Source organism: Pseudomonas sp. TKO26 (genome assembly GCF_003225665.1).
Classification (GTDB): domain Bacteria; phylum Pseudomonadota; class Gammaproteobacteria; order Pseudomonadales; family Pseudomonadaceae; genus Aquipseudomonas; species Aquipseudomonas saponiphila.
Window position 1 is genome coordinate 42,184 of record NZ_QKLN01000036.1, and the last position, 22,659, is coordinate 64,842.

Here is a 22,659-nt window from a genome sequence, read left to right on the forward strand (position 1 = left end):
TTATGGAACCAGCGTTCAGGAAGGTCCTAAATTACTAAAAATCCTAGAATTATTACCGCCGAGCGTGCTGACCGATCAGGATGATCCGCCTTCTCGGCAAGGAGCCATCATGTCCCAACCCCGTGCCCGGATAGCCTCTCAGCTAGGGCTTGCCCTTGCCCTGATACTTGCCCTGGTGATCAGCGGCAGCACTCTGTTTGCCCTGCGCTCGCTGGATTCGGCGAACCTCGATACGCGGGAGGAGCATCTGGCCAGTGAAGCGCGTCTGCTGGCCGACCAGCTCAACACCTTCCACGGCAGCCTGCGCGAGAGCACCCAACGCCTCAGCGGCCTGTTCGAAAACCGCTTCAGCAGCGGTCTGAGCCTGCATCCCGAGCAACCGGTGAGCGTGGCCGGGGTCCAGACTCCGGGCCTGCAGTTGGGGGATGTGGTGCTCAACAACAACTTCGAGGAAGTGGACGAGTTCAAGCAGATGACCGCCGGGGTGGCGACCCTGTTCGTGCGCAGCGGCGATGACTTCATCCGGGTCAGCACCTCCTTGAGCAAGCAGGACGGCAGCCGGGCCATCGGCACCTTGCTCGATCATGCCCACCCGGCCTATCAGAAACTCATGGCGGGCCAGGGCTATGTCGGTCGCGCCTTGCTCTTCGAACGCTTCTACATGACCCAGTACACCCCGGTCATGGATCATGCCGGCAAGGTCATCGCGGTACTGTTCGTCGGTTTCGACTACACCGATGCGCAGAATGCCCAGTTCGCCAATCTCAAGCGTTTTCGCATCGGCCAGAGCGGTTCCCTGGCCCTGCTGGACGAGCAGAACAAATGGCTGGTGCCGCCGGCCGGTGTGCAGGATCTGGATCAGGCCGCGCAGGTCATGGCCACTGCGGCGAAGGAGCCGGGCAAGGGCCGCTTCTGGAGCGATCAGGGCGAGGATTTCTACAGCCTGGCGGTACCTTTTGCCGGTGGCCCCTGGTCGGTGGTGGCCAGCATGCCCAAGGCCGAGATCCGCGCGGTGACCTGGAGCGTGGGGCTTCGCCTGGTGATCGGCAGCCTGCTGGCGATGCTGCTGGCGGTGGGGGCCACGGTCTGGCTGCTGCGCAGCAAGCTGGCGCCCTTGAGCGATCTGGTGCGCCAGGCCCAGGCTCTGGGCGGCGGCGACCTGAGCGCGCGGCTGAATGTCTCCAGCCACGACGAAATCGGCCAGCTGGCCCGCAGCTTCAACCAGATGGGCGAAGCCCTGTCGACCATGGTCGAGCACATTCGCCGTTCCGCCGCCGAGGTCAATGGCCGGGCCCAGGCCTTGTCCGGTCTGTCCAGCGGCGCCTATGAAGGCATGGAGCAACAGTCCGGCGAGATCACCAGCATGGCCGGGGCGGTGGAGGAGTTCAGCGCCACTTCACTGAACATTGCCGACAACATGGGCAGCACCCAGCGTCTGGCTCAGGACAACGCCGAGCAGACCCATATCGGCCTCGAATCCATGCAGCAGGCTTCGGCGTCCCTGGAGCAGATTGCCGGGGCCCTCAACAGCACGGCCACGGTGATCAATACCCTGGGCCAGCGCTCCCAGGAGATTGGCGGGATTGTCGGGGTGATCACCGCCATTGCCGATCAGACCAACCTGCTGGCCCTCAACGCTGCCATCGAGGCCGCGCGTGCCGGCGAGCAGGGGCGCGGCTTTGCCGTGGTCGCCGATGAGGTGCGCAACCTGGCGTCGCGCACCCGCGAGGCCACTGATGAAATCTCGCAGATGATCAACAGCATCCAGCAGGAAACCGGCAACGCCATCGAAACCATGGAACAGGGCAACCGCTTGATGCAGGAAGGCTTGTCGCGCAACGCCAATGTCGCCTCGGCCCTGGCCCTGATCGACGAGCAAAGCCGCAGCGCCGGCGAGCAGTTCGCTGCCATCACCACCGCGACTCAGGAACAGAGCAGCACTGCCACGGTGCTCAGCAGCAACCTGCAAAGCATTGCCCAGGCCAACAGCGAGCAGCGTGAAGTGGTGTCCAACCTGGCGCTCACCGCCCGTGAGCTGGAAACCCTGGCCGCTGACCTGCGCCAGGAGGTCGACCGCTTCCGCTGAGTCGGGCGTCGAGTCTTACCGAGGCTCGGCGGACTCGGCGAGCCCCGGATCCACGCGCTTGCCGATATCCCGCAGGCGCGCCAGCTGGTCGACCATGGTGGGTGCCTCATCGACGCTGCTGACGAAGGTCCACAGGTAGGTCATCACCGCATACACGTGGCCGGCCTTGACCTCGGGCGCCAGCGCCAGCTGGCTGATGGCGATGACGAACAACAGCGCCGCGACCGCGCCAAGCAAGAGATAGGCTGTCGCTTCCCGGTCCGAGAGGCCGATGCGCAGCCGCGACAGCAGGCGATAGTGGCGCTGTAGCGAGACGGCACCGACCTTGGCCACCAGGCCGACTTCCTTTTCCAGCCGGTTGTTCAGGCGTTCGTGCAGTTGCTGGTTGCGTCGGGCAAAGCGCGGCAGCAGGGTCACGCACAACAACAGCGCCGCGAGGCAGGCGAGGCCGATCCAGGGTTCGATCACCAGCAGCATCACCGCGGCGCCGACGATCGACACCAGGGCCGTGGCGATGGTCGGCACGTGCTTTTCGAAGAAGTCGACGAACTCCCGGGCCAGCACCACCCGCGCCGCAGCGGTTGATGTGTCCTGCTGTTGCAGGCGCTGATTGAGGATCACCGGTACCGCCAGATCCGCGTAGATGCGCGTGAAGGTGCGGGTGTCCACTGCCCGCCGCGCCGCGCCCACTACCCAGAAGCCCAGCACCACCAGGGCGTAGACCAGCGCATGGGCGTTGTCGCCGCGCAGGATCGAGTCCACCGCGAAGCCGGCGAACAGCGGATAGGCCAGCAACAGGGCGTTCTCCAGGGCCACCAGGGACAAGGTGCCGAACAGCTTGCCCGGGTAGGCCCTGGCGATGGCCTTGAGGGTCTGGCCGGCGGACTGTTGGCCGATTTTCTGCTTGGGATCCACGGCAATGAGTGGGGTGACGGCGGGCATGAGTGCACCACAAGAATGATTGGAGTTAATATTGAGCGACTGCTCAATTATCTTTGAGCGATCGCTCAAAATGCAAGCGCCGTCCATCTCGGCGCCAAGAGGCCCGATTGCCCATGTCGCGTAACGACCGTAAAGACCAGATCATCCAGGCCGCCCTGGAATTATTCCGCAGCAAGGGTTTCGCCGAGGTTTCCACCCGGGACCTGGCCGAGCATGCCGGCCTGTCCCGCAGCCATGTCTATCACTACTTCAGTGACTGGAAGGAGTTGCGCCGCGAAGCTTTCGTCCATTTCGCCAATGAACAACTGGAGGCGCTGGGCGGGCCCCTGCGCGGTGCGGCGCCGATGGACGCTTTGCAAGGATTCATCCGTGACTGTCTGCCCGATTGTGCCGAAGACGGCTGGGCCTTGTGGCTCGATGCCTGGGATGAAGCCATGCACGACGCCGAGCTGGCCGAGACTTACCTGAGAATCAATGGGCAGTGGCAGGCAATGCTGGCAGGCATCATTGCCGATGGAGTCGAGACGGGGGTGTTTCACTGCGCCAGCCCCCAGCGCGCGGCCCGGCAGCTGTTTGCCCAGACCATGGGTTACGCCGATGACCTGCTGCTGCGAGCTTCCCCCGAATCTGCTCGGGCAGCGTTGCAGGAGGTCATGGAAGTGGCAGGCCTGCTGCTGGGGTTCGAAGGCTGAAAGGGATGGCCGGGCGCTGACGGAGTTGTGCGGTCAATCGCGGATTTGTAGCTTGCTGAAACGATTCTTCAGCGCTATAAAAATCGCACAACTCCAATAAAGGCATCCTTTCCATGACATCCCTCAAACTGCTGGTCACCCTCGGCGCGCTGACCGCCGCCTCCCACGCCATGGCCTGGGACTATGTGCTGCTCGACACCGACAAGGCCGCTGAAAACCTGCATATCACCAGTGAGCAGTTGGGGTTGAAGACTGCGCAACCCTTCTCCGTGACCTTGCGCACCTTGCATGGCGGCCGCCAGGAAGGGGTGAGCATCATCGACATCGACAATGGTGTGATGAAGCTTTCGGTGGTGCCGACCCGGGGCATGAACGTGTTGCAGGCGTCGGTGGGCGATGTGCGCCTGGGCTGGGACTCACCCGTCAAGGAGGTGGTCAACCCGGCGTTCATCGAGCTCAACGGCCGGGGCGGCCTGGGCTGGCTGGAGGGGTTCAACGAGCTGGTGACCCGCTGCGGTTACGAGTGGGTCGGGCACCCGGGCATGGACAATGGCGAGTTGCTGACCCTGCATGGCCGCGCCGCGAATATTCCCGCCAGCAAGGTCACCCTGCACATCGATGAGCAGCCGCCCTATGCGATTCATCTGCGAGGCGAGCTCAAGGAGCAGGCGTTCAAGAAGGTCGACTTCAGCGTGGCCACCGAGCTGGTCACCGAGCCCGGTAGCACCCGCTTCACCCTCAATGATCGCCTGACCAACAACGGCGACTATGCGAAGGAATATCAGGCGCTGTACCACAGCAACTTCAGCACCCCGTTTCTTGAACAGGGGGCGAAATTCGCCGCGCCGGTGAAGCAGGTGTCGCCGTTCAACGACAAGGCCAAGGCCGACCTGGGGGACTGGCAGACCTACCGCGGCCCGACCCGCGACTATGACGAAACCGTGTACAACGTGGTGCCTTATGCCGATGCCCAGGGCGAGACCCTGGCGGTGCTGCACAACAAGGCGGGTAGTCTCGGCGTATCGCTGGGCTTCAACACCCGGCAGTTGCCGGTGTTTTCGCTGTGGAAAAACACCGACACCCAGGGCCAGGGCTATGTGACCGGGTTGGAGCCGGGTACCAGTTTTTCCTACAACCGTCGTTATCAGCGTCCATTGAACTTGGTGCCGACTATTGGTCCCAAGGAGCAGCGGGAGTTTCAGATTCGCTACAGCCTGTTGGCGGACAAGGTCGCGGTGGACGACGCCTTGAATCGTGTCAGTCAGATCCAGCAGGGGCGTCAGACCGAAGTGCGGCCAACGCCGCTGGTGGATCTGTCCAAGGAGTGAGCCTTCAATCGGCGCCGGGACGATACTGCAGCGCCTCGGCCAGATGGTCGCGACTGATGCTTGCCACCTGCTCCAGATCGGCCAGGGTCCTGGCCACCTTGAGCAGGCGGTGAGCGGCGCGCAACGACAGGTTCAAGCGTTCGCAGGCCGCTTCCAGCCAGTGCTCGTCGGCTGTGGATAACTGGCAATGGCGCCGCAGGCCGGGCAGGTCGAGAAAGGCATTGGCACAGCCCTGGCGCTGGCCTTGCAGCTGGCGTGCCCGGGCGACTTTAGCGGCGGCCCCGGCGCTGTCGTTGCCCGGTTGTGGCGTGGGGTTGAGGGCGGTGGCTTCGCGGGCCACGGTCAGGTGCAGGTCGATGCGATCGAGCAGCGGGCCGGACAACTTGTTGCGATAGCGCTGGATCTGTTCCGGCGTGCAGCGGCAGCGTCCGCTGGGTTCGCCAAGATAGCCACAGGGGCAGGGGTTCATCGCCGCGACCAGTTGGAAGCGTGCCGGGAACTGCACTCGGTCGCGGGCCCGGGAGATGATGATCTGTCCGGACTCCATGGGCTCGCGCAGGACCTCCAGCACCTTGCGATCGAACTCCGGTAGCTCATCGAGAAACAGCACGCCGTGATGGGCCAGGGTGATTTCTCCGGGTTGAGGTTTGGAGCCGCCCCCGACCAGCGCCGCCCCCGAAGCCGAATGGTGAGGCTGACGAAACGGCCGTTGGGGCCAGTGGCGCAGGGGCGTGTGGCTGGTCACCGATTGAATCGCCGCCACTTCCAGGGCCTCGTCTTCCTGCAACGGTGGCAGCAGGCCCGGCAGACGGCTGGCCAGCAGGGTCTTGCCGGTACCTGGCGGGCCGCTGAACAGCAGGTTGTGGGCACCGGCCGCGGCGATCAGCAAGGCGCGCTTGGCGGCGAGCTGGCCCTGCACTTCGCGAAGATCGGGGTAGGGGGAGTGGCTCTGTGTCAGGCCGTCGCTGATGTAGGGCGCTATCGGTGCGTGGCCATTGAAATGGGCCACGGCTTCCAGCAGATGCTCGACCGCGATCACCTCCAGGCCACTGGCCAGGCAGGCTTCTTCGGCATTGGCGCGGGGCACCAGCAGGGTGCGCCCGGCGTCGCGTGCCGCCAACGCGGCGGGGAGCACGCCGCGCACCGCCCGTACCGCTCCGGACAGCGCCAGTTCTCCCAGGCATTCGATGTTGTCCAGGGCCAGGGCCGGCACCTGCACGCTGGCGGCGAGGATGCCCAGGGCGATGGCCAGGTCGAAGCGCCCGCCATCCTTGGGCAGGTCCGCTGGTGCCAGGTTGAGGGTGATGCGGCGCGCGGGGAAATTGAATCCGGCATTGAGAATGGCGCTGCGCACCCGGTCCTTGCTTTCCTTGACTGCGGTTTCCGGCAGGCCCACCAGGGTCAGGCTTGGCAGGCCATTGGCCAGGTGCACTTCAACGCTGACGGCGGGTGCCTGCACGCCGACTTGGGCGCGGCTGTGGATGATCGCCAGGGACATGGGGAGTTCTTCCTTGAAACAGCGGAACCGCTACCTGCGGTGCTGCTGCAAGGATAGATGAGGGGGGTGGCGGGAGAGGCGCCTGAATGGGCACAGGATATGTCGCCGGCGCTGCGGCCTTGGCTGGTCAGTCGGCTCCTGCGGTACGGGGCTGCAGGAGCCGGCTTGCCGGCGAACCAGCGGTTCAGTCTTGTGCCGGATTCAGCCGGGCTTCCAGCTCCGCCACTTTGGCTTCGAGGCTTTCCAGGCGTGCGCGGGTGCGGGCCAGGACCACCATCTGGCTGTCGAACTCTTCCCGGCTGACCAGGTCGAGCTTGCTGAAGCCGCTTTGCAGCAGGGCCTTGAATTGGCTTTCGATTTCATTGCGGGGCAGGGGCGTTTCACCGCTGAGCAAACGCGAGGCGTGGCCGCTCAGGGCGTCGAGAAGGTCTTTGGGCGCGAGCATGGGAGAGTCCTGAATTGCAGTCGGCCCGCAGTGTATCACGCAGCCGCAACGCTCCAGGCGAGCCTGGGTTGCACGTTTTTCGCGCATCCGGCCGGGCGCCGACGCACTGTTTTTGTGCGTATCCAGGACCTGGTTTTCCGGCATTCGCCGTCAGTGCCGGGCAAAGGACTGAAATCACTGAATTTTCCCGAGCTGGCAAGCTTTCTGCTTAGACCCTGGTGACCCATGCACTGATGCAGTCGCCGTGACGAATGCAGTGCGGCAGCCTGCGCGGGGGGATGTTTCGTCAGGAGCGGTTAGCTGGCGTCGGTCTGGCTGAGTAAGGCCGACGATGCGTTACAAAGCCAGGCACTGCGCTTAGACTTGAGTCGGGTTTGTTTTCCTGGGGCAAGTCCACCAATTCGGGAGAGAGTTTCATGAAGCTAGTCACTGCCATCATCAAGCCGTTCAAGTTGGACGACGTGCGCGAGTCGCTGTCCGAAATCGGCGTGCAGGGCATTACCGTTACTGAGGTCAAAGGCTTCGGCCGGCAGAAAGGTCACACCGAGCTGTATCGCGGTGCGGAGTACGTGGTGGATTTCCTGCCCAAGGTGAAGATCGATGTCGCCATTGACGACAAGGATCTTGACCGGGTTATCGAGGCGATAACCAAGGCCGCCAACACCGGCAAGATCGGTGACGGCAAGATCTTCGTGGTCAATCTGGAACAGGCTATTCGCATCCGTACCGGCGAAACCGATACCGACGCCATCTAAGCCGCCAAACCCAACGCCCCAGGAGAAAACAATATGACTCTGCGTAAATTCGCAGGGCTAGGAGCCCTGTTGTCCCTCGTAATGCCTGGCCTGGCCTTGGCGGCAGATCCAGTGCCCCCTCCAGTGCTAAACTCCGGCGACACCGCGTGGATGCTGACCTCCACGGCCCTGGTGCTGTTCATGACCATTCCCGGGCTGGCGCTGTTCTATGGCGGCATGGTGCGTTCGAAAAACATTCTTTCCGTGATGATGCAGTGCTTCGCCATCACCGGTCTGGTCACTGTCCTGTGGTTCATCTATGGCTACAGCATGGCGTTCGATACCACCGGGATGGAAGCTGGCGTCGTCAATCTCAATTCCTTCGTGGGCGGCTTGTCCAAGGCCTTCCTGGCGGGTATCACCCCGGCCAGCCTGACCGGCCCGACGGCGTTGTTCCCTGAGGCGGTGTTCGTCACCTTCCAGATGACCTTCGCCATCATCACTCCGGCGCTGATCGTCGGTGCCTTCGCCGAGCGGATGAAGTTCTCCGCGATGCTGATCTTCATGGGCGTCTGGTTCACCCTGGTGTACGCGCCGATTGCCCACATGGTCTGGAGCGGCCCGGGTTCTCTGCTGGGCGACTGGGGCGTGCTGGACTTCGCCGGCGGCACCGTGGTCCACATCAACGCCGGTATCGCCGGGCTGGTGGCCTGCCTGGTGCTGGGCAAGCGCAAAGGCTTCCCGACCACGCCCATGGCGCCGCATAACCTGGGCTACACCCTGATGGGCGCGGCCATGCTGTGGGTCGGCTGGTTCGGTTTCAACGCCGGTTCCGCGGCGGCCGCCAACGGCACCGCCGGCATGGCCATGCTGGTCACGCAGATCGCAACGGCCGCCGCCGCCCTGGGCTGGATGTTTGCCGAGTGGATGACCCACGGCAAGCCAAGCGCGCTGGGCATCGCTTCGGGTGTGGTGGCCGGCCTGGTCGCCATCACCCCGGCCGCCGGCACCGTGGGCCCGATGGGTGCCCTGATCATTGGCCTGGCGGCGGGTGTGGTGTGCTTCTTCTGCGCCACCAGCCTCAAGCGCAAGCTGGGTTATGACGACTCCCTGGATGCCTTCGGCGTTCACGGCATCGGCGGTATTCTCGGAGCGATCCTCACGGGCGTGTTCGCCGCACCGTCCCTGGGCGGCTTCGGCACCGTCACCGATATCGCGGCACAGGTCTGGATCCAGGCCAAGGGCGTCGGCTTCACGGTGATCTACACCGCGATCGTCACCTTCATCATCCTCAAGGTCCTGGATGCGGTCATGGGACTGCGTGTCACCGAGGAAGAAGAAGCGGTCGGCCTCGACCTGGCGCAACACAACGAGCGTGGTTACAACCTGTAATCGCGTAGGAAAAAAGCCCGGCTCCGGCCGGGCATTTTTTTGCCTGACGTTTGTCGTCGAGAACGGCTGAAAGGATTTTCCGACAAGCATTGGCGTGTTTGTCGTGGCAATTTCCAGCAGGACAAATGCTTACACCAAAGCAGGATTATTCGGCGCTTTGTTTTTTCACTGAGCGCGCTAGAATGCGCGCCGAAGCGTGGAGATCGGTATGTGGCAGCAGACCCTGATTACCCTGCGGGCCAGGCCCCGGGGCTTTCACCTGGTGACGGACGAGTTGCTCGCCGGCCTGCCCGAGTTGAGGGCGTGTCGGGTTGGTCTGCTGCATTTATGGCTGCAACATACCTCGGCCTCGTTGACCATCAACGAGAACGCCGATCCGGCGGTCCGGCGTGACTTCGAGCGTTTCTTCAACACCCTGGTGCCTCAAGGCATGGCCGGGTACGAACATGACGACGAAGGCGAAGACGACCTTCCGGCGCACTTCAAGGCCAGTTTGCTAGGCTGTCAGCTGACTTTGCCGGTAGCGGCGGGACGCTTGGCGCTAGGCACCTGGCAAGGTGTTTATCTGGGCGAGCATCGCGATCATGGCGGTGCTCGCAAAGTCCTTGCCACCCTGCAGGGTGATAGGGCATAAGCCGCTGAGTATCAGTGGACGTTGATTTTTTTCCGGCGGCCTTCGACAGTCGGCGCAGCTGGGCTATAACTAATCTGCTTTTCGCAAGTCATGAGGTAGAACATGAGCGACGATGATCTGGAAAACGACGACCTCGAAGTAGGTGACGAAGACGATACCGAAGAAGGTCTTGAAGCGGCCGCCGACGATGTGGTGGAAGACGATGGCAGTGATGTTCCTGCTCCGACCGCCAAAGGCAAGGCCAAGGCTGCTGTCTCGGTAGACGAGCTGCCAAGTGTCGAAGCCAAGAACAAGGAGCGTGATGCACTGGCGCGTGCCATGGAAGAGTTCCTGGCCCGTGGCGGTAAAGTGCAGGAAGTCGAGGCCAATGTGGTCGCCGATCCGCCCAAGAAGCCTGATAACAAGTACGGCAGCCGGCCTATCTGAGCCTTGCTACTTGCTTGCTGAAAAAGCCCGCCGTCGCTGCGGGCTTTTTCATAGGCGGAAGAAAAGCAGCTTCAAGCGGCAAGCTACAAGCTTCAGGTTTGAAAGCCAGGTCCCGAAACTGGCAGCTTGAGGCTTGAGGCTTGAGGCTTGAGGCTTGAGGCTTGAGGCTTGAGGCTTGAGGCTTGAGGCTTGAGGCTTGAGGCTTGAGGCTTGAGGCTTGAGGCTTGAGGCTTGAGGCTTGAGGCTTGAGGCTGCAAGCCGCTGCCTTATTTCCAGCTGGCCAGCAGTCGTGGCAGTTCAATCAGGCTGCGGATCTCGGCGTCTGGCGCGCGCTCGGCTTCCCAGGTCTTGCCGTTGGGGTTGAACCAGATCGCACGCAGGCCCGCCTGCTGGGCGCCGGCAATGTCGTCGCCCGGGTGATCGCCGATATGCACGGCGGTATCGGCCGTTGCGCCACCGCGCTGCAGGGCTTCATGGAACAGCCGGGCATCCGGCTTGGCGACCCCGATGTCTTCGGCGCACAGGGCGAACTTGAAGTAGTCCGCCAGGCCCAGGCGGCGCACGTCGGCATTGCCGTTGGTGACCACCCCCAGGGCGAAGTGATTGGCCAGGGCTTCCAGGGTCGGCAGCACCTCGGGAAAGATCTCCAACTGATGCCGCGCGTGCAGGAATACTTCGAAGCTCTGATCGGCCAGCTGGTTGGCTTGGCTGTGCTCGTACCCGGCCTCTTCCAGGGCATGGAACAGCACCTGGCGGCGCAGGGCGCTGATCCGGTACTTGAGGTGCGGTTGTTCGAGCAGCACGCGTTCGCGAATGGCCCACAGATGCTCCACCGGTACGCCGCCAAGATTCGGTGCATGCTCGGTCAGCCACTGACGCAGGGTGGCTTCGGCGCTGACGATCACCGGAGCGGTGTCCCAGAGGGTGTCATCAAGGTCGAAGGTGATCAGTTTGATGGTCATTACTCACCGCCTTTGTTGCGTTTGGCCCGAGGGTGGGCGCTGTCGTAGACCGCTGCCAGGTGCTGGAAGTCCAGGTGGGTGTAGATCTGTGTGGTCTTGATGTCCGAATGCCCCAGCAACTCCTGCACGGCGCGCAGGTCCTGGGACGATTCCAGCAGGTGGCTGGCAAAGGAATGACGCAGCATGTGCGGATGCAGGTTCTGCCCCAGCTCGCGCTCACCGGCGGCCTTGACCCGCAGTTGGATGGCGCGCGGCCCCAGGCGCCGGCCCTTTTGACTGACGAACAGGGCGCCGTCCGGCGGGTTGCTCAGGGCACGCAGTGGCAGCCACAGGGCCAGGGCCTCCCGGGCCTTTTTGCCCACGGGCAGCACGCGGGTCTTGCTGCCCTTGCCCAGCACCTGCACCAGCCCGTCCGCCAGATCCAGTTGCTCAAGGTCAAGGCTGGTCAGTTCGGAAAGACGCAGCCCGCAGGAGTAGAACAGCTCCAGGATCGCCTGGTCGCGATGGGCCAGGAAGTCATCTTCCACTGCGCCATCGAGCAGTTGCAGGGCGCGGTCGGTGTCCAGGGTCTTGGGCAGGCGGCGTTCGCCCTTGGGCGGCGCCAGGCCGTTGGCCGGGTCGTGATCGCACAGCCCTTCGCGGTTCAGATAGTGATAGAGCCCGCGCACTGCGGACAGCAGGCGTGCCAGGCTGCGGGACGACTGACCCTGCTGGTGCAGGCGGGCGATCATGCTGCGCAGGCCCTGGACATCCAGGTCGGTCCAGCTGCGGACCTGCTGTTTCTCGCAAAACCCCAGTACTTTGTCGAGGTCGCGTCGATAGGCCAGCAGGGTATGGGGCGACACCTGGCGCTCACTGCGCAGGTGCGCGCAGTAGGCATCCAGCTGCTGCTGCATGGTCAGCGTACCGAGCGTAGCGAGTGGGTGAAGCGCGGCAGAACCCGGCCGGTGACTTCGGCGATGTAGTTGAGGAACAGGGTGCCGACCGAGCTCTTGTAGTGCTGCGGATCACGGCTGGCAATGGCCAGGACGCCATGCATGCCCTGATGCGCCAGGGCGACCACCGCGGTGGAGCCGATCTGCTTGCGCTGTTCTTCGCCGAAGAGGAAGTCCAGCTCATGTTCGCGCAGGTTGCCGCTGACACTCTTGCCTTCCGACAGCAGGCCGCCGATGGCGCCTTGGGCTTCGGCCGCCGAAACCCAGCGACCCACCGGCATCGCGTTGTCGCTGAACAGGATCAGGCTGACGAAGGGCACCTGGAAGTCCTGGCGCAGGCTGTCCTCGACACTCATCACCACTTCTTCGAGGCTGCTGGCGTCCATCAGCGCCAGAATCAGGCGGCGGGTCTTGTCGAACAGGCGGTCGTTGTCCCGGGCTACATCCATCAGTTGCGACAGGCGATGGCGCATCTCGATGTTGCGCTCGCGCAGGATCTTCATCTGTCGCTCCACCAGCGACACGGTATCGCCGCGCTGGTGTGGAATGCGCATGGCCGGGAGCAACTCGTCGTGGTCGACGAAGAAGTCCGGATGGGCCTCCAGGTACGCAGCGACGGCGGCTGCGTCCAGGTCGGCAGAAGGCGTTGGGTCGGGCTTTGCGGCGGGAGCCTGGGGCTGATCAGTCATGGGTTTCGCTCACTTAAAGACGCACCTGTCCTTCGTATACGCGTACTGCCGGGCCGGTCATCATCACCGGTTGGCCTGGACCTGCCCATTCGATGGACAGGCGTCCGCCTGGCAGGTCGATCAATAGTGGCGAATCCATCCACCCCTGGCTGATCGCGGCCACTGCAGCTGCGCAGGCACCGGTGCCGCAGGCCTGGGTTTCCCCGGCGCCGCGTTCCCAGACCCGCAATTGCGCGCGCTGACGGTCCAACACCTGGAGAAAGCCGACATTGACCCGCGCCGGGAAGCGCGGGTGATGCTCGATCTTCGGCCCCAGCTCGTGCACCGGCGCGCTGTTGATGTCATCCACCCGCAGCACGGCGTGGGGGTTGCCCATGGACACGGCGGCCAGCTCGACCTGGACGCCATCGACGTCCAGTGTGTAGCTGTTGGCCTGGGCCTGGGCCGGTGCCTGGAACGGGATATCCGCCGGCACCAGGCGTGGCGCCCCCATGTTGACGCTGATGTGACCGTCGTTGCGCACGTCCAGTTCGATCACGCCACTCTTGGTCTCGACGCGGATCTGGCGCTTGGTGGTCAGGCGCTTGTCCAGCACGAAGCGGGCGAAGCAGCGGGCACCGTTACCGCACTGTTCCACTTCGGAACCATCGGAGTTGAAGATCCGATAGCGGAAATCCACGTCCGGGTTGCTCGGGGCCTCGACGATCAGCAACTGATCGAAGCCGATCCCGGTGTTGCGATCACCCCATTGCTTGGCGTGCTTGGGCAGAATATGCGCGTGCTGGCTGACCAGGTCGAGAACCATGAAGTCATTGCCCAGGCCGTGCATCTTGGTAAAACGCAGCAGCATGGTCTTACTCCGGCAGCAGGCTTTCGCCAGCGAATAACTCGGCCACCGTCTCGCGGCGACGCACTTCAACAGCCTGGTCGCCATCGACCAGCACTTCAGCGGCACGGCCGCGGGTGTTGTAGTTCGAGCTCATGACGAAACCATAGGCGCCAGCGGAATGCACCGCCAGCAGGTCGCCCTCGGCCAGGGCCAGGGAGCGTTCCTTGGCGAGGAAGTCGCCGGTTTCACAGATCGGGCCGACGATGTCGTAGGTACGGGGTTCGGTCTCGCGTGGTTGCACGGCGCTGACGTCCATCCAGGCCTGGTACAGCGCCGGGCGGATCAGGTCGTTCATGGCGCCGTCGACGATGGCGAAATCCTTGTGTTCGGTGTGCTTGAGGTATTCGACCCGGGTCAGCAGCACGCCGGCGTTGGCGACGATGAAACGGCCCGGTTCGAACACCAGGGCCAGGTCACGGCCGTCCAGGCGCTGGCGCACGGCCTTGACGTAGTCGGCGGCCAGTGGTGGTTCTTCGTCGCGATACCGCACGCCCAGGCCGCCACCCAGATCGATGTGGCGCAGATAGATGCCGCATTCGCCAAGGCGATCCACCAGCTCCAGCAGGCGGTCGAGGGCGTCGATGAAGGGTTCCAGGGTGGTCAGTTGCGAGCCGATATGGCAGTCGACTCCGACGATCTCCAGGTTCGGCAGCTGCGCGGCGCGGATGTACACATCCTCGGCCGTGGCAATGTCGATGCCGAACTTGTTTTCCTTGAGCCCGGTGGAGATGTAGGGGTGGGTGCCGGCGTCGACGTCGGGGTTGACCCGCAGCGATATTGGCGCGCGAACTCCCAGCTCGGCGGCCACCTGTTGCAGGCGTTCCAGCTCTTCGGCGGATTCGACGTTGAAGCAATGGACGCCGACTTGCAGGGCGCGACGCATGTCGTCACGGGTCTTGCCGACACCGGAAAAGACGATCTTGTCGGCCTGGCCGCCAGCGGCCAGGACCCGCTCCAGTTCGCCCCGGGAGACGATATCGAACCCTGCGCCCAGGCGGGCCAGGACATTCAGCACGCCCAGGTTGGAGTTGGCCTTTACCGCGAAGCAGACCAGATGCGGCATGCCGGCAAGCGCCTCGGCATAGGCCAGGTACTGGGCCTCGATATGTGCTCGGGAATAGACGTAGGTCGGCGTGCCGAAACGCTCGGCAATGGCGGACAGGGCTACGCCTTCCGCGAACAGCTCACCGTCGCGGTAGTTGAAAGCGTCCATGGTGAGCCCTTAGTAGGTGTCGTGCTTGTGCGACTTCGATTGCGACTTGGCCTGCTCTTCAGGGGATTTGCTGTCATCAGGCAGATACAGCGGGCCTTTCTGGCCACAGGCAGTAACAAGGCAGGCAACCGCGACGAGCGCAGCGAGGGAAGAGATCAGGCGCTTCATGGCGAAATCCTTGAGAATGCGTAAATTGCGCCCGAGTATACCGGCCACCCGGCAGCTTGCCTATGCAGCGTAACTCCCGTCCAGCGGGCCTTTGCCAGGCCCCGTTCAGGGGCTTTGGATGGTTGGCGGCGCAATGGGCGTCGCATTTGTCCGCCTGTTCGGTATCCTTTGCATTCGCCGGGGAGCGCCCGTATCTTGCGGCGCTTGAGCGTGAGTAGACACTATTCGAGGTTCCCGCAATGAGTTTGACCGAAGCCCGTTTTCACGACCTGGTGGACGCTACCCAGCAGACGCTGGAGGATATTTTCGATGAGAGCGACCTGGACATCGACCTGGAAAACTCGGCCGGTGTGCTCACCGTCAAGTTCGACAACGGCAGCCAGGTGATCTTCAGCCGCCAGGAACCTCTGCGCCAACTGTGGCTGGCGGCCCGATCCGGTGGTTTCCACTTCGACTACGACGAGGAAAGCGAACGCTGGATGTGCGACAAGAGCGAGGAGCAGTTGGGCGAGATGCTGGAACGCATCGTCTTCGAACAGGCGGACATCAAGCTTGAGTTCGAAGGGCTTTGAGATCGTGACCGAGCCCGCTGCCGTGCGCCCGCCCAAGCCTCTCTACAGCAACGTCAGTCCGGCGGTGAGTTCGCCGTGCATCAGCCTGTGCCGTCTTGATGAGCAGAAGGTCTGTCGCGGCTGCTTTCGTCATGTGGAGGACATTCGCGAATGGCGCTCGGCCGATGATCAGCGCCGGCGAGTGATCTGCGCCCAGGCGTTGCTGCGCAAGCAGAGCGTGGCCGCGGAGGGCCGCTAGGTTCGTACTTGTACGGTTTGTTTATTCAGTGTGCTGTGATAGTGTCCGGCTTCGCCTCGCTACATCGAGGCCGGTGAGAACCCCGTCTTATTTGGCGGGGTTTTGCTTTTTTGTGCAGAAAAAATAGGAGTCAGCCAGGATCATGAGTACTGCACCATCCATCATCCTTACCCGCCTTGACGTGCAACGTCTGGAGCGTCTGATCGACAGCCTGGACGACTCGCTGCCAGGCGTCATTGCACTGCAAACCGAGTTGGATCGTGCCGAAACGCTGGTGGGTCACGATGAAGTTCCGGCCGGTGTCGTCACCATGAATTCGCGTGTGCACTGCCGTGAAGAAAGCAGCGGCAAGGACTATCACCTGACTCTGGTTTATCCACAGGACGCCAATGCCGACGAGGGCAAGATTTCGATCCTCGCGCCAGTGGGCAGCGCCTTGCTGGGCCTGCAGGTCGGTCAATACATCGACTGGCCAGCTCCAGGCGGCAAGACCCTGAAGCTGACGCTGCTGGAAGTGGAATACCAGCCGGAAGCCGCTGGCGACTATCACCTCTGATCGCGCCTAGACCTGCTCGAGCGCGTCATTCAGCGCGCGCTCCAGGCTGGCCTTGTAACGCAGGTAGAGAATGCTCGGGCTTTGTCCATCGCCGAGCAGGCCGGACAGATCCAGGTCGGTGATGTAGCAGCGATAGCGCTGCGGTTCGCGGCGCTGGGCGACGATGTCCTGAGCCACTGCGCCAAACAGCTGATCACCATGTTCCAGCTCGGAAAACTCCCGTTGATTGCAGTACAGCGAGACTTGCACCTGACCCGGTGCGGCCTTGCCGATGATCGCCTGCACGTCATAAAAGGCTTTGTCGACCGGCGTCGGCGGCGCTGGGCGCGGCTCTACCCGGCGTGCCCGGCCGCTGCCCGAGGGCAATATCTGAAAGTAGAGTGTGTCCAAAGGTTTCTCGCCTGGGCTGCTGCTCATCGGCAATAGCGCGTCGCGACGGTAGAGAATCGACTGCAGGAAACGCTGCAGTGGCACCAGCAGGCTTTGCTCGTCGTGATAGGGCAGGGTTTGCTGCCACAGGGCATTGTGCTCATCGAGCAGGTACAGCTCGGCCTGCTCGTCGACGATCCGGTAGAACACCTGGATGCAGTCGGGCTGGCCCATGGGCAGGATCAGCGCCAGGTCGTGATCTTCCAGGGCCATCGGGTCCAGGTGCAAGGGGCTGTAGCAGGCTTGTTCCTGACCCAGGTATTCCAGCAGTGCGGCGGGATGGGCCATGGCCTTGTGCCGGACCTGGCCGGCCACCAGCTCCAGGACGTGATAGTGCTGCTGCACCTGGATCAGGTAGCGGTAGTTGAGCTGGCTGAGCAACAAGTGCTGCGCGGTTTCGAACAGCTCCTCCACCCGTCGGGCGATGAATTGCGCGCGGTTGTGGCAGAAGCAGCGGACTCTCAGGCGTGGCTGGGGCCCGGCAGGCAGGCTGTTCAGGTAGTCGCGCAGGCAATCGAGCAGTGCGTGCTCGGCGTCGTAGCGCTCGACCATGACCTCGTTCCAGCTATTGAGAGTGACCTGATCCAGGGTCAGCACCAGATTTTCCCGGACCCCGGCGTAGCTCAGGGAGTCGGTGCGTTCGGTGGTCATGAGGATGTTCAGGTCGCGGTGATGCTTGAGAGGGTCGACTCCGACATTCACCAGAATCAATACCTCGCCGGGTACGCTGGCGTGCAGTAGCTGGTCGTCCTCCACCGTGGCCAGCGGCAGGGCCACGGTCTGCTGCAGGCTGCCCAGCAGGTTGAACAGTTCGAACTCGCTCAGATCGCTGCTGCCAGGGTGCAAAGCCAGGCGCGTACTGCTATCGATCACCCCGTTGCGATGGCACCAGGTGAGCAGTTCCAGCAGTTCCCGGCTGCGCTTGATCGGGGCGAAATGTTCCGATTCCAGAGCGGTCAGGTTGCCGTTGTACAACCCCCAGTAGGTTTGTCCCGGTTCTTTCTTGTTCGGCGACTGCACCAGGGTCAGGGTGTCCTCCGCGAGATCCGGGGCAATGCCGGGGTTGATGAACTCGATCTTCCTTGCCTTGCGTTCGAAGGCGGCGTACAGGCGTCGGCCCAGCACGTTCAAATCGCGCTTGTTGATCAGACTGGCAGCCTGTTCGGTGCGGGCGAACTGGGTCAGGAAGCGATAGCTGTAGTTGAGCTCGTTGACCAGGGCCCGGCGCTCGCTGCTGACCTGGCGCACTTTCCATTGACTGCGACTGTCCAGCAGGGCCAGCTGGCGCTGGTCCCAGCCCCACTCGCTGGCCAGGCGTTCCAGCAGGGCCCGCTGCCAGTTCGGGCTGCGGGCGCCAGTGCCATGGGTGAGCTTGCGATTGACCTTGAGGTACAGGCTGCGTCTTACCAGCTCCAGTCGTTCCGGCTCTCCCCGGGCCTTGAGGTATTCCTCGATGCGCCGGTAGACCACGATATAGGGGTCGAGCTCGTCCAGATCCAGGCGGTTGGCGAACACCGCCTGCTTGAAGCGCAGGCTCAGGCACTGGACCCTGGGATGTTCACTGGCGTAGACCTCGATCAGCAGCAGCTTGAGTACCGATTTGTAGGGTGATTCGATGCCCTTGAACAGCTGCCAGAGTCCGGCCCCGATGAACTCGCCGGGTGGAATGCGTGCCAGGTGGCCCAGGTCCAGATTCTCTTCGGCGGGTACGAAACGCTTGGAGAGCAGGGTGTGGATGTAGCGCTCATAGCGGGACTCCTCGTACACCGGCACCAGCCACCAGAGCGGCGTGCGTCCGGCCAGCCAGATGGCGGTGCGGTAGAACTCGTCCAGTAGCAGGTAATGCTGGGTGGTGCCGCAATCATCCGAACTGAGCTGGGTGTCACGTTCGCCACGGACAAAGCGGCTGGGCTCGATCAGGAAGAAATGCGCTTCGGCGCCCTGGCTGGCGGCCCAGGCTTCCAGCAGCTGGCATTTCTTCTGCAGTTCGGCAAGCTCGGTTTCACTCAAGTCTGCGGCGTGGCAAACCCAGACATCCATATCGCTCTGGTCGGCCTGGGCCAGGGTGCCCAGGCTGCCCATGAGAAACAGCCCGTGAATCGGCCGCGGCGGGTTGCCATGGCGCGGCTTGTAGGAAAAGGATCGGGTCAGGCGCTGGGCTTCGGCCAGCGCCTGTGGATCGGGTTCATAGTTGGACAGCCCCGCCGGGGTGGCGCCGGAGACATAGCCGGGCAGCAGCGGGTGATTGACGTGAAAGAACAGCGGCAGCAGGTTGAGGACCAGTTGCTGGCGTGCCGACAATCCCTCCATTGCCCGAGCCAGGCGTCCTTGATTGACGGTCAGGAAGCGCGTGCGCAGTTGGCTGAGAACCTTGCGATCGATTCCTTCATCCAGAACGGGACGGATTTCATGGGTATGGGGCATTTCAAGCGGAGCTCGAAGGTGACGGGGTTCGGAACGGCAGCAGTTTAGCGTCAGACAGGGCCGAGTCTTAAGCTCAATTTATTTTTTGACGCCAGATTTCTAGCGTATTGGCGGGAGGGTGCCTACGGAATCCGACAGACGGGAACCCCGCAGGCCGAGGAGCGATGTTCAGGCGGTTTCTTTGACGTTCAGGATGGTCAGCAGGCCTTGGGCGTGTTCGGCGGCGTCGCGGCCAAGACTGGTCAGGTAGCCTCCATCGGCTTGGGTAATCAGTTCTTTGTCAAACAGGCGCTGGGCAGCGGCAATGGCGGAAGGGGCAGCGGTCTGATGGATTTTCAGGCCTTCCTGGGAGTTGTCCAGATTGAAGAGTGCAAGGATTTCCAGTTCGGCAACCAACTCAGGGGTATACGACATAAGGACTCCAGACTTTCTAGGAATGAGAGGTCAGCGTTCTTAAGGTGACCGCAGAACGGCGGCGTGTCCAGCGTTCGCTGAGGACTTTTGTACCTGTGGGTGGCGGCGTTTGGCCGCAGGGTGCTGCCAGTGTAGTCGGGGCGCGAGCGCGGTGCCGGAGCGTTGCTGTGGGCAGCGCTCCGGTGTGCGGGCTCAGGGCTTCTCGGGAGGCAGTTGCGGCAGGGCGCGCAAGGCGGCTTCGTACCATTGGGTATCGAAGGCGCGGTCTTCCTCGAGAATCGCATCGATCTCGATGGCCAGGACGTGAGCCATCAGATTGAGGATTTCCTCCCGTTCGTAACCCACCAGGGTCAGTTTGTTGAACGTGGCTTTGGCCGCCGGCGGGTTGTCGCTCTCGATCTGGTTTTCGATCGCTTCGATCAGGGTGTTTTCGGCGAACTCTTCTTCGTCGTTGTCGATATCGGTTGGCTCGCTCATGGCAGGCTCCTCAAGGAAAGGTCGCCAGTTTACTCGTATTCAGGGCGGTGATGCTGCTGGCCAGAAGTGCATCGAGCTTCTATAAAAAAAGCTGCCAACCCCCTGCACGGCCTGGAGGCTATGTGATGCTCAAGCTTTACGGTTTCGCTGTCAGCAACTACTACAACATGGTCAAGCTGGCGCTGCTGGAGAAAGGCCTGCCCTTCGAAGAGGTGGTTTTTTCTGGTGGCCAGACTCCGGAGGCATTGGCCATCAGTCCACGGGGCAAGGTTCCGGTACTTGAGGTCGAGCACGGATACCTGAACGAAACCAGTGTGATTCTCGAATACCTGGAGCACACCCAACCGGGTCGGGCGTTGTTGCCCAGCGATCCATTCCAGCGTGCCCAGGTGCTGGCGCTGGCCAGGGAGATCGAACTGTATATCGAGCTGCCGGCGCGGGCCTGTTATCCCGAGGCGTTCTTCGGTATGTCGGTGGCCCCGGCGATCCAGGAAAAGTCCAAGGCTGAGTTGCTGCTAGGGTTTGCCTCCCTGGCGCGGCACGGCAAATTTGCGCCTTATGTGGCCGGCGACAGCCTGAGTGTGGCGGATCTGTATTTCCTCTACAGCGTGACCCTGGCTCGGGTTGTCGGGCACAAGCTGTTCGGGGTGGACTTTCTGGAGGGGATGCCGGCGGCGAAAGCCTTGCTGGAGCGTCTGGAGCAGTTGCCCAATGCCCAGCGAGTAGCGGCGGATAGAGAGGCGGCGATGCCGCAGTTCCTGACCATGGTGGCGGCCAGGAAGTAGCGGCGCTCAAGGCGGCGCGGGTGACTGGTCAGCCTGCTGAGGCAGCAGGCTGACCAGCGACGGCTTAGCGGCTGGCCAGCAAGGCCTGGCCGCGAGTCACGGCAGCCCGGACCTGGGCCGGTGCGGTGCCGCCGATGTGGTTACGGGCATTCACCGAACCTTCCAAGGTCAGCACGGCGAACACGTCCTGCTCGATCTGGTCGCTGAACTGGCGCAGTTCTTCCAGGCTCATTTCTGCCAGGTCCTTGCCGCTCTCCACGCCGTACTTCACCGCGTGGCCGACGATTTCGTGGCAGTCGCGGAAGGGCAGGCCACGGCGCACCAGGTAGTCCGCCAGGTCGGTGGCGGTGGAGAAACCGCGCAGGGCGGCCTCACGCATGATGGCGTGCTTGGGCTTGATGGCCGGGATCATGTCGGCGAAGGCCCGCAGCGAGTCGCGCAAGGTGTCGGCGGCGTCGAACAGCGGTTCCTTGTCTTCCTGATTGTCCTTGTTGTAGGCCAGAGGCTGGCCCTTCATCAGGGTCAGCAGGCCCATCAGCGCGCCGAATACCCGGCCGCTCTTGCCGCGTACCAGTTCCGGTACGTCGGGGTTTTTCTTTTGCGGCATGATCGAGCTGCCGGTGCAGAAACGGTCCGGCAGATCGATGAACTGGAACTGCGCGCTGGTCCACAGCACCAGTTCTTCGGAGAAGCGCGACAGGTGCATCATCGCCACGCTGGCGGCGGCGCAGAATTCGATGGCGAAATCGCGGTCCGACACGCTGTCCAGGGAGTTGCCGCCCACGGCTTCAAAGCCCAGTAGCTGGCAGGTCAGCTCGCGATCGATCGGGTAGGTGGTGCCGGCCAGCGCGGCGCTGCCCAGGGGCATGCGGTTGGTGCGCTTGCGGCAGTCCACCAGGCGTTCGTAGTCACGGCTGAGCATTTCAAACCAGGCCAGCATGTGGTGGCCGAAGGTCACGGGCTGGGCGGTCTGCAGGTGGGTGAAGCCCGGCATGATGCTTTCGGCCTCACGCTCGGCCAGCTCCAGCAGGCCTTTTTGCAGGCGGGTGATCTCGGCCAGGATCAGGTCGATCTCGTCCCGCAGCCACAGGCGGATATCGGTGGCCACCTGATCGTTGCGGCTGCGGCCGGTGTGCAGTTTCTTGCCGGTGATGCCGATGCGGTCGGTCAGGCGCGCCTCGATGTTCATGTGCACGTCTTCAAGATCCACGCGCCAGTCGAAGCTGCCGGCCTCGATCTCGCCCTGGATGGTCTTCAGGCCGTCGATGATGCTGTCGCGCTCGGCGTCGGTGAGCACGCCGACCTTGGCCAGCATCGTGGCGTGGGCAATGGAGCCCATGATGTCGTGGCGATACAGGCGCTGGTCGAAAGTGACAGAGGCGGTGAAGCGGGCGACGAAGGCGTCGACGGGTTCACTGAAGCGGCCGCCCCAGGACTGATTGGTCTTGTCAGTGCTCATGAATTCGCTCGTGATCTGCTGAAGGAAGATGGCGTAAAAAACAGGCGCCGATGATAACAGGGTTGCCTCGGCTGTCGCTGGCACTGGTCGGCAGCTTTTTTCTTCTGGGCGCCCCTGCATGGCTTGTCGCCGACCGTGAGGGCGCAGAGACTGGCGTCGGGGCAATCCGCGGCGCATCGGGGGGAGGGGGCTTGAGTGCGGATGGTGATATCGATCAAACGATATTTGTCGATTGAGCAATATCGTCTTGGCAACCGTCTACAGTTGGACAA

24 protein-coding genes and 1 pseudogene are annotated in these 22,659 nt (G+C 62.9%); 12 read left to right on the plus strand and 13 right to left on the minus strand.

Annotated elements, in window-relative coordinates; all coding sequences use genetic code 11:
- Positions 1-109: 109 nt before the first annotated feature.
- Positions 110-1,231, plus strand: a pseudogene (locus tag DNK59_RS32590) (Cache 3/Cache 2 fusion domain-containing protein); the annotation flags it as partial.
- A gap of 132 nt (positions 1,232-1,363) precedes the next feature.
- Positions 1,364-2,086 (plus strand): methyl-accepting chemotaxis protein, encoded by a 723-nt coding sequence (locus DNK59_RS32595; protein WP_371920322.1) that lies wholly within the window; start codon positions 1,364-1,366, stop codon positions 2,084-2,086.
- 15 nt (positions 2,087-2,101) lie between these two features.
- Here DNK59_RS32595 and DNK59_RS24465 read toward each other — a convergent pair whose 3' ends face one another.
- The gene (locus DNK59_RS24465; protein WP_110724920.1) at positions 2,102-3,115 is read right to left on the minus strand and encodes an ABC transporter six-transmembrane domain-containing protein; all 1,014 of its coding nucleotides are present in this window, start codon (positions 3,113-3,115) and stop codon (positions 2,102-2,104) included.
- Between the two features lie 26 nt (positions 3,116-3,141).
- Here DNK59_RS24465 and DNK59_RS24470 point away from each other — a divergent pair, with 26 nt between their 5' ends.
- Both DNK59_RS24470 and DNK59_RS24475 read left to right on the plus strand, forming a co-directional pair.
- Positions 3,142-3,720 carry a TetR/AcrR family transcriptional regulator gene (locus DNK59_RS24470; RefSeq protein WP_110724921.1) on the plus strand — a complete coding sequence of 193 codons (579 nt, stop codon included), beginning with the start codon at positions 3,142-3,144 and terminating at the stop codon, positions 3,718-3,720.
- Positions 3,721-3,833: 113 nt separating this feature from the next.
- Positions 3,834-5,048, plus strand: coding sequence for an aldose 1-epimerase family protein (locus DNK59_RS24475; protein ID WP_092317542.1), 1,215 nt, complete (start codon positions 3,834-3,836; stop codon positions 5,046-5,048).
- Positions 5,049-5,052: 4 nt separating this feature from the next.
- Here the strand turns inward: DNK59_RS24475 and DNK59_RS24480 are convergent, their stop codons facing one another.
- Positions 5,053-6,546 carry a YifB family Mg chelatase-like AAA ATPase gene (locus tag DNK59_RS24480; protein WP_110724922.1) on the minus strand — a complete coding sequence of 498 codons (1,494 nt, stop codon included), beginning with the start codon at positions 6,544-6,546 and terminating at the stop codon, positions 5,053-5,055.
- 184 nt (positions 6,547-6,730) lie between these two features.
- A complete protein-coding gene (locus DNK59_RS24485) occupies positions 6,731-6,991 on the minus strand; it encodes an accessory factor UbiK family protein (RefSeq protein WP_092317536.1) in 261 nt (86 codons plus the stop codon).
- A 416-nt stretch (positions 6,992-7,407) separates the two neighbouring features.
- On the opposite strand from DNK59_RS24485, the gene glnK reads away from it, so the two are divergent.
- From glnK to sutA, 4 genes are all read left to right on the plus strand, one after another.
- Positions 7,408-7,746: a P-II family nitrogen regulator gene (glnK, locus tag DNK59_RS24490; RefSeq protein ID WP_002555808.1), complete on the plus strand. Its 339-nt coding sequence runs from the start codon at positions 7,408-7,410 to the stop codon at positions 7,744-7,746.
- 33 nt (positions 7,747-7,779) lie between these two features.
- On the plus strand, positions 7,780-9,117 hold the full coding sequence (locus DNK59_RS24495) for an ammonium transporter (RefSeq protein WP_047306599.1): 1,338 nt from the start codon (positions 7,780-7,782) through the stop codon (positions 9,115-9,117).
- Positions 9,118-9,325: 208 nt separating this feature from the next.
- Entirely contained in the window at positions 9,326-9,751 is a 426-nt protein-coding gene (locus tag DNK59_RS24500; protein WP_092317533.1) for a secondary thiamine-phosphate synthase enzyme YjbQ, read from the plus strand.
- A gap of 102 nt (positions 9,752-9,853) precedes the next feature.
- Complete coding sequence (sutA, locus tag DNK59_RS24505) at positions 9,854-10,177, plus strand: transcriptional regulator SutA (protein WP_016965454.1); 324 nt, start codon at positions 9,854-9,856, stop codon at positions 10,175-10,177.
- Between the two features lie 266 nt (positions 10,178-10,443).
- Here the strand turns inward: sutA and DNK59_RS24510 are convergent, their stop codons facing one another.
- The 6 genes from DNK59_RS24510 to DNK59_RS24535 are packed head-to-tail and all read right to left on the minus strand — an operon-like array spanning position 10,444 to position 15,033.
- Complete coding sequence (locus DNK59_RS24510) at positions 10,444-11,139, minus strand: HAD family hydrolase (protein WP_110724923.1); 696 nt, start codon at positions 11,137-11,139, stop codon at positions 10,444-10,446.
- Positions 11,139-12,035, minus strand: a complete 897-nt coding sequence (xerC, locus tag DNK59_RS24515) for a tyrosine recombinase XerC (RefSeq protein WP_110724924.1) — start codon at positions 12,033-12,035, stop codon at positions 11,139-11,141. The genes DNK59_RS24510 and xerC overlap by 1 nt, the downstream gene beginning before the upstream one ends.
- A gap of 2 nt (positions 12,036-12,037) precedes the next feature.
- Positions 12,038-12,763 carry a DUF484 family protein gene (locus DNK59_RS24520; RefSeq protein WP_092317524.1) on the minus strand — a complete coding sequence of 242 codons (726 nt, stop codon included), beginning with the start codon at positions 12,761-12,763 and terminating at the stop codon, positions 12,038-12,040.
- Positions 12,764-12,776: 13 nt separating this feature from the next.
- Positions 12,777-13,613, minus strand: a complete 837-nt coding sequence (dapF, locus tag DNK59_RS24525; RefSeq protein ID WP_110724925.1) for a diaminopimelate epimerase — start codon at positions 13,611-13,613, stop codon at positions 12,777-12,779.
- 4 nt (positions 13,614-13,617) lie between these two features.
- Entirely contained in the window at positions 13,618-14,865 is a 1,248-nt protein-coding gene (gene lysA / locus DNK59_RS24530; RefSeq protein ID WP_110724926.1) for a diaminopimelate decarboxylase, read from the minus strand.
- A 9-nt stretch (positions 14,866-14,874) separates the two neighbouring features.
- Positions 14,875-15,033, minus strand: a complete 159-nt coding sequence (locus DNK59_RS24535; protein ID WP_082729310.1) for a lipoprotein — start codon at positions 15,031-15,033, stop codon at positions 14,875-14,877.
- A 239-nt stretch (positions 15,034-15,272) separates the two neighbouring features.
- Between DNK59_RS24535 and cyaY the strand changes: the two genes are divergently transcribed.
- From cyaY to rnk, 3 genes are all read left to right on the plus strand, one after another.
- The gene (gene cyaY, locus DNK59_RS24540) at positions 15,273-15,605 is read left to right on the plus strand and encodes an iron donor protein CyaY (protein WP_092317518.1); all 333 of its coding nucleotides are present in this window, start codon (positions 15,273-15,275) and stop codon (positions 15,603-15,605) included.
- Positions 15,606-15,609: 4 nt separating this feature from the next.
- Positions 15,610-15,843, plus strand: coding sequence for a DUF1289 domain-containing protein (locus DNK59_RS24545; RefSeq protein ID WP_092320554.1), 234 nt, complete (start codon positions 15,610-15,612; stop codon positions 15,841-15,843).
- Between the two features lie 142 nt (positions 15,844-15,985).
- Positions 15,986-16,399 carry a nucleoside diphosphate kinase regulator gene (rnk, locus tag DNK59_RS24550; protein ID WP_011064182.1) on the plus strand — a complete coding sequence of 138 codons (414 nt, stop codon included), beginning with the start codon at positions 15,986-15,988 and terminating at the stop codon, positions 16,397-16,399.
- A gap of 6 nt (positions 16,400-16,405) precedes the next feature.
- Here rnk and DNK59_RS24555 read toward each other — a convergent pair whose 3' ends face one another.
- The 3 genes from DNK59_RS24555 to DNK59_RS24565 all read right to left on the minus strand — a co-directional run bounded on the left by DNK59_RS24555 (position 16,406) and on the right by DNK59_RS24565 (position 20,143).
- A complete protein-coding gene (locus DNK59_RS24555; RefSeq protein WP_110724927.1) occupies positions 16,406-19,252 on the minus strand; it encodes a class I adenylate cyclase in 2,847 nt (948 codons plus the stop codon).
- A gap of 168 nt (positions 19,253-19,420) precedes the next feature.
- Positions 19,421-19,666: a TIGR02647 family protein gene (locus DNK59_RS24560; protein ID WP_110724928.1), complete on the minus strand. Its 246-nt coding sequence runs from the start codon at positions 19,664-19,666 to the stop codon at positions 19,421-19,423.
- Between the two features lie 192 nt (positions 19,667-19,858).
- Complete coding sequence (locus tag DNK59_RS24565) at positions 19,859-20,143, minus strand: hypothetical protein (protein ID WP_092317512.1); 285 nt, start codon at positions 20,141-20,143, stop codon at positions 19,859-19,861.
- Between the two features lie 125 nt (positions 20,144-20,268).
- On the opposite strand from DNK59_RS24565, the gene DNK59_RS24570 reads away from it, so the two are divergent.
- Positions 20,269-20,928: a glutathione S-transferase family protein gene (locus DNK59_RS24570; RefSeq protein WP_110724929.1), complete on the plus strand. Its 660-nt coding sequence runs from the start codon at positions 20,269-20,271 to the stop codon at positions 20,926-20,928.
- Positions 20,929-20,992: 64 nt separating this feature from the next.
- On the opposite strand, the gene argH is transcribed toward DNK59_RS24570, so the two are convergent.
- Positions 20,993-22,387 carry an argininosuccinate lyase gene (gene argH, locus DNK59_RS24575; protein WP_092317506.1) on the minus strand — a complete coding sequence of 465 codons (1,395 nt, stop codon included), beginning with the start codon at positions 22,385-22,387 and terminating at the stop codon, positions 20,993-20,995.
- Positions 22,388-22,659: the final 272 nt, after the last annotated feature.

Coding starts and splice junctions, on each gene's coding strand:
- DNK59_RS24495 (WP_047306599.1), top strand. CDS start 7,780: ATGACTCTGCGTAAATTCGCAGGGCTAGGAGCCCTGTTGTCCCTCGTA.
- DNK59_RS24470 (WP_110724921.1), top strand. CDS start 3,142: ATGTCGCGTAACGACCGTAAAGACCAGATCATCCAGGCCGCCCTGGAA.
- DNK59_RS24475 (WP_092317542.1), top strand. CDS start 3,834: ATGACATCCCTCAAACTGCTGGTCACCCTCGGCGCGCTGACCGCCGCC.
- DNK59_RS24465 (WP_110724920.1), bottom strand. CDS start 3,115: ATGGACGGCGCTTGCATTTTGAGCGATCGCTCAAAGATAATTGAGCAG.
- DNK59_RS24560 (WP_110724928.1), bottom strand. CDS start 19,666: ATGTCGTATACCCCTGAGTTGGTTGCCGAACTGGAAATCCTTGCACTC.
- DNK59_RS24535 (WP_082729310.1), bottom strand. CDS start 15,033: ATGAAGCGCCTGATCTCTTCCCTCGCTGCGCTCGTCGCGGTTGCCTGC.
- DNK59_RS24500 (WP_092317533.1), top strand. CDS start 9,326: ATGTGGCAGCAGACCCTGATTACCCTGCGGGCCAGGCCCCGGGGCTTT.
- DNK59_RS24565 (WP_092317512.1), bottom strand. CDS start 20,143: ATGAGCGAGCCAACCGATATCGACAACGACGAAGAAGAGTTCGCCGAA.
- DNK59_RS24485 (WP_092317536.1), bottom strand. CDS start 6,991: ATGCTCGCGCCCAAAGACCTTCTCGACGCCCTGAGCGGCCACGCCTCG.
- rnk (WP_011064182.1), top strand. CDS start 15,986: ATGAGTACTGCACCATCCATCATCCTTACCCGCCTTGACGTGCAACGT.
- DNK59_RS24480 (WP_110724922.1), bottom strand. CDS start 6,546: ATGTCCCTGGCGATCATCCACAGCCGCGCCCAAGTCGGCGTGCAGGCA.
- DNK59_RS24520 (WP_092317524.1), bottom strand. CDS start 12,763: ATGACTGATCAGCCCCAGGCTCCCGCCGCAAAGCCCGACCCAACGCCT.
- sutA (WP_016965454.1), top strand. CDS start 9,854: ATGAGCGACGATGATCTGGAAAACGACGACCTCGAAGTAGGTGACGAA.
- dapF (WP_110724925.1), bottom strand. CDS start 13,613: ATGCTGCTGCGTTTTACCAAGATGCACGGCCTGGGCAATGACTTCATG.
- xerC (WP_110724924.1), bottom strand. CDS start 12,035: ATGCAGCAGCAGCTGGATGCCTACTGCGCGCACCTGCGCAGTGAGCGC.
- glnK (WP_002555808.1), top strand. CDS start 7,408: ATGAAGCTAGTCACTGCCATCATCAAGCCGTTCAAGTTGGACGACGTG.
- DNK59_RS24510 (WP_110724923.1), bottom strand. CDS start 11,139: ATGACCATCAAACTGATCACCTTCGACCTTGATGACACCCTCTGGGAC.
- DNK59_RS32595 (WP_371920322.1), top strand. CDS start 1,364: ATGGCCGGGGCGGTGGAGGAGTTCAGCGCCACTTCACTGAACATTGCC.
- DNK59_RS24570 (WP_110724929.1), top strand. CDS start 20,269: ATGCTCAAGCTTTACGGTTTCGCTGTCAGCAACTACTACAACATGGTC.
- lysA (WP_110724926.1), bottom strand. CDS start 14,865: ATGGACGCTTTCAACTACCGCGACGGTGAGCTGTTCGCGGAAGGCGTA.
- DNK59_RS24555 (WP_110724927.1), bottom strand. CDS start 19,252: ATGCCCCATACCCATGAAATCCGTCCCGTTCTGGATGAAGGAATCGAT.
- cyaY (WP_092317518.1), top strand. CDS start 15,273: ATGAGTTTGACCGAAGCCCGTTTTCACGACCTGGTGGACGCTACCCAG.
- argH (WP_092317506.1), bottom strand. CDS start 22,387: ATGAGCACTGACAAGACCAATCAGTCCTGGGGCGGCCGCTTCAGTGAA.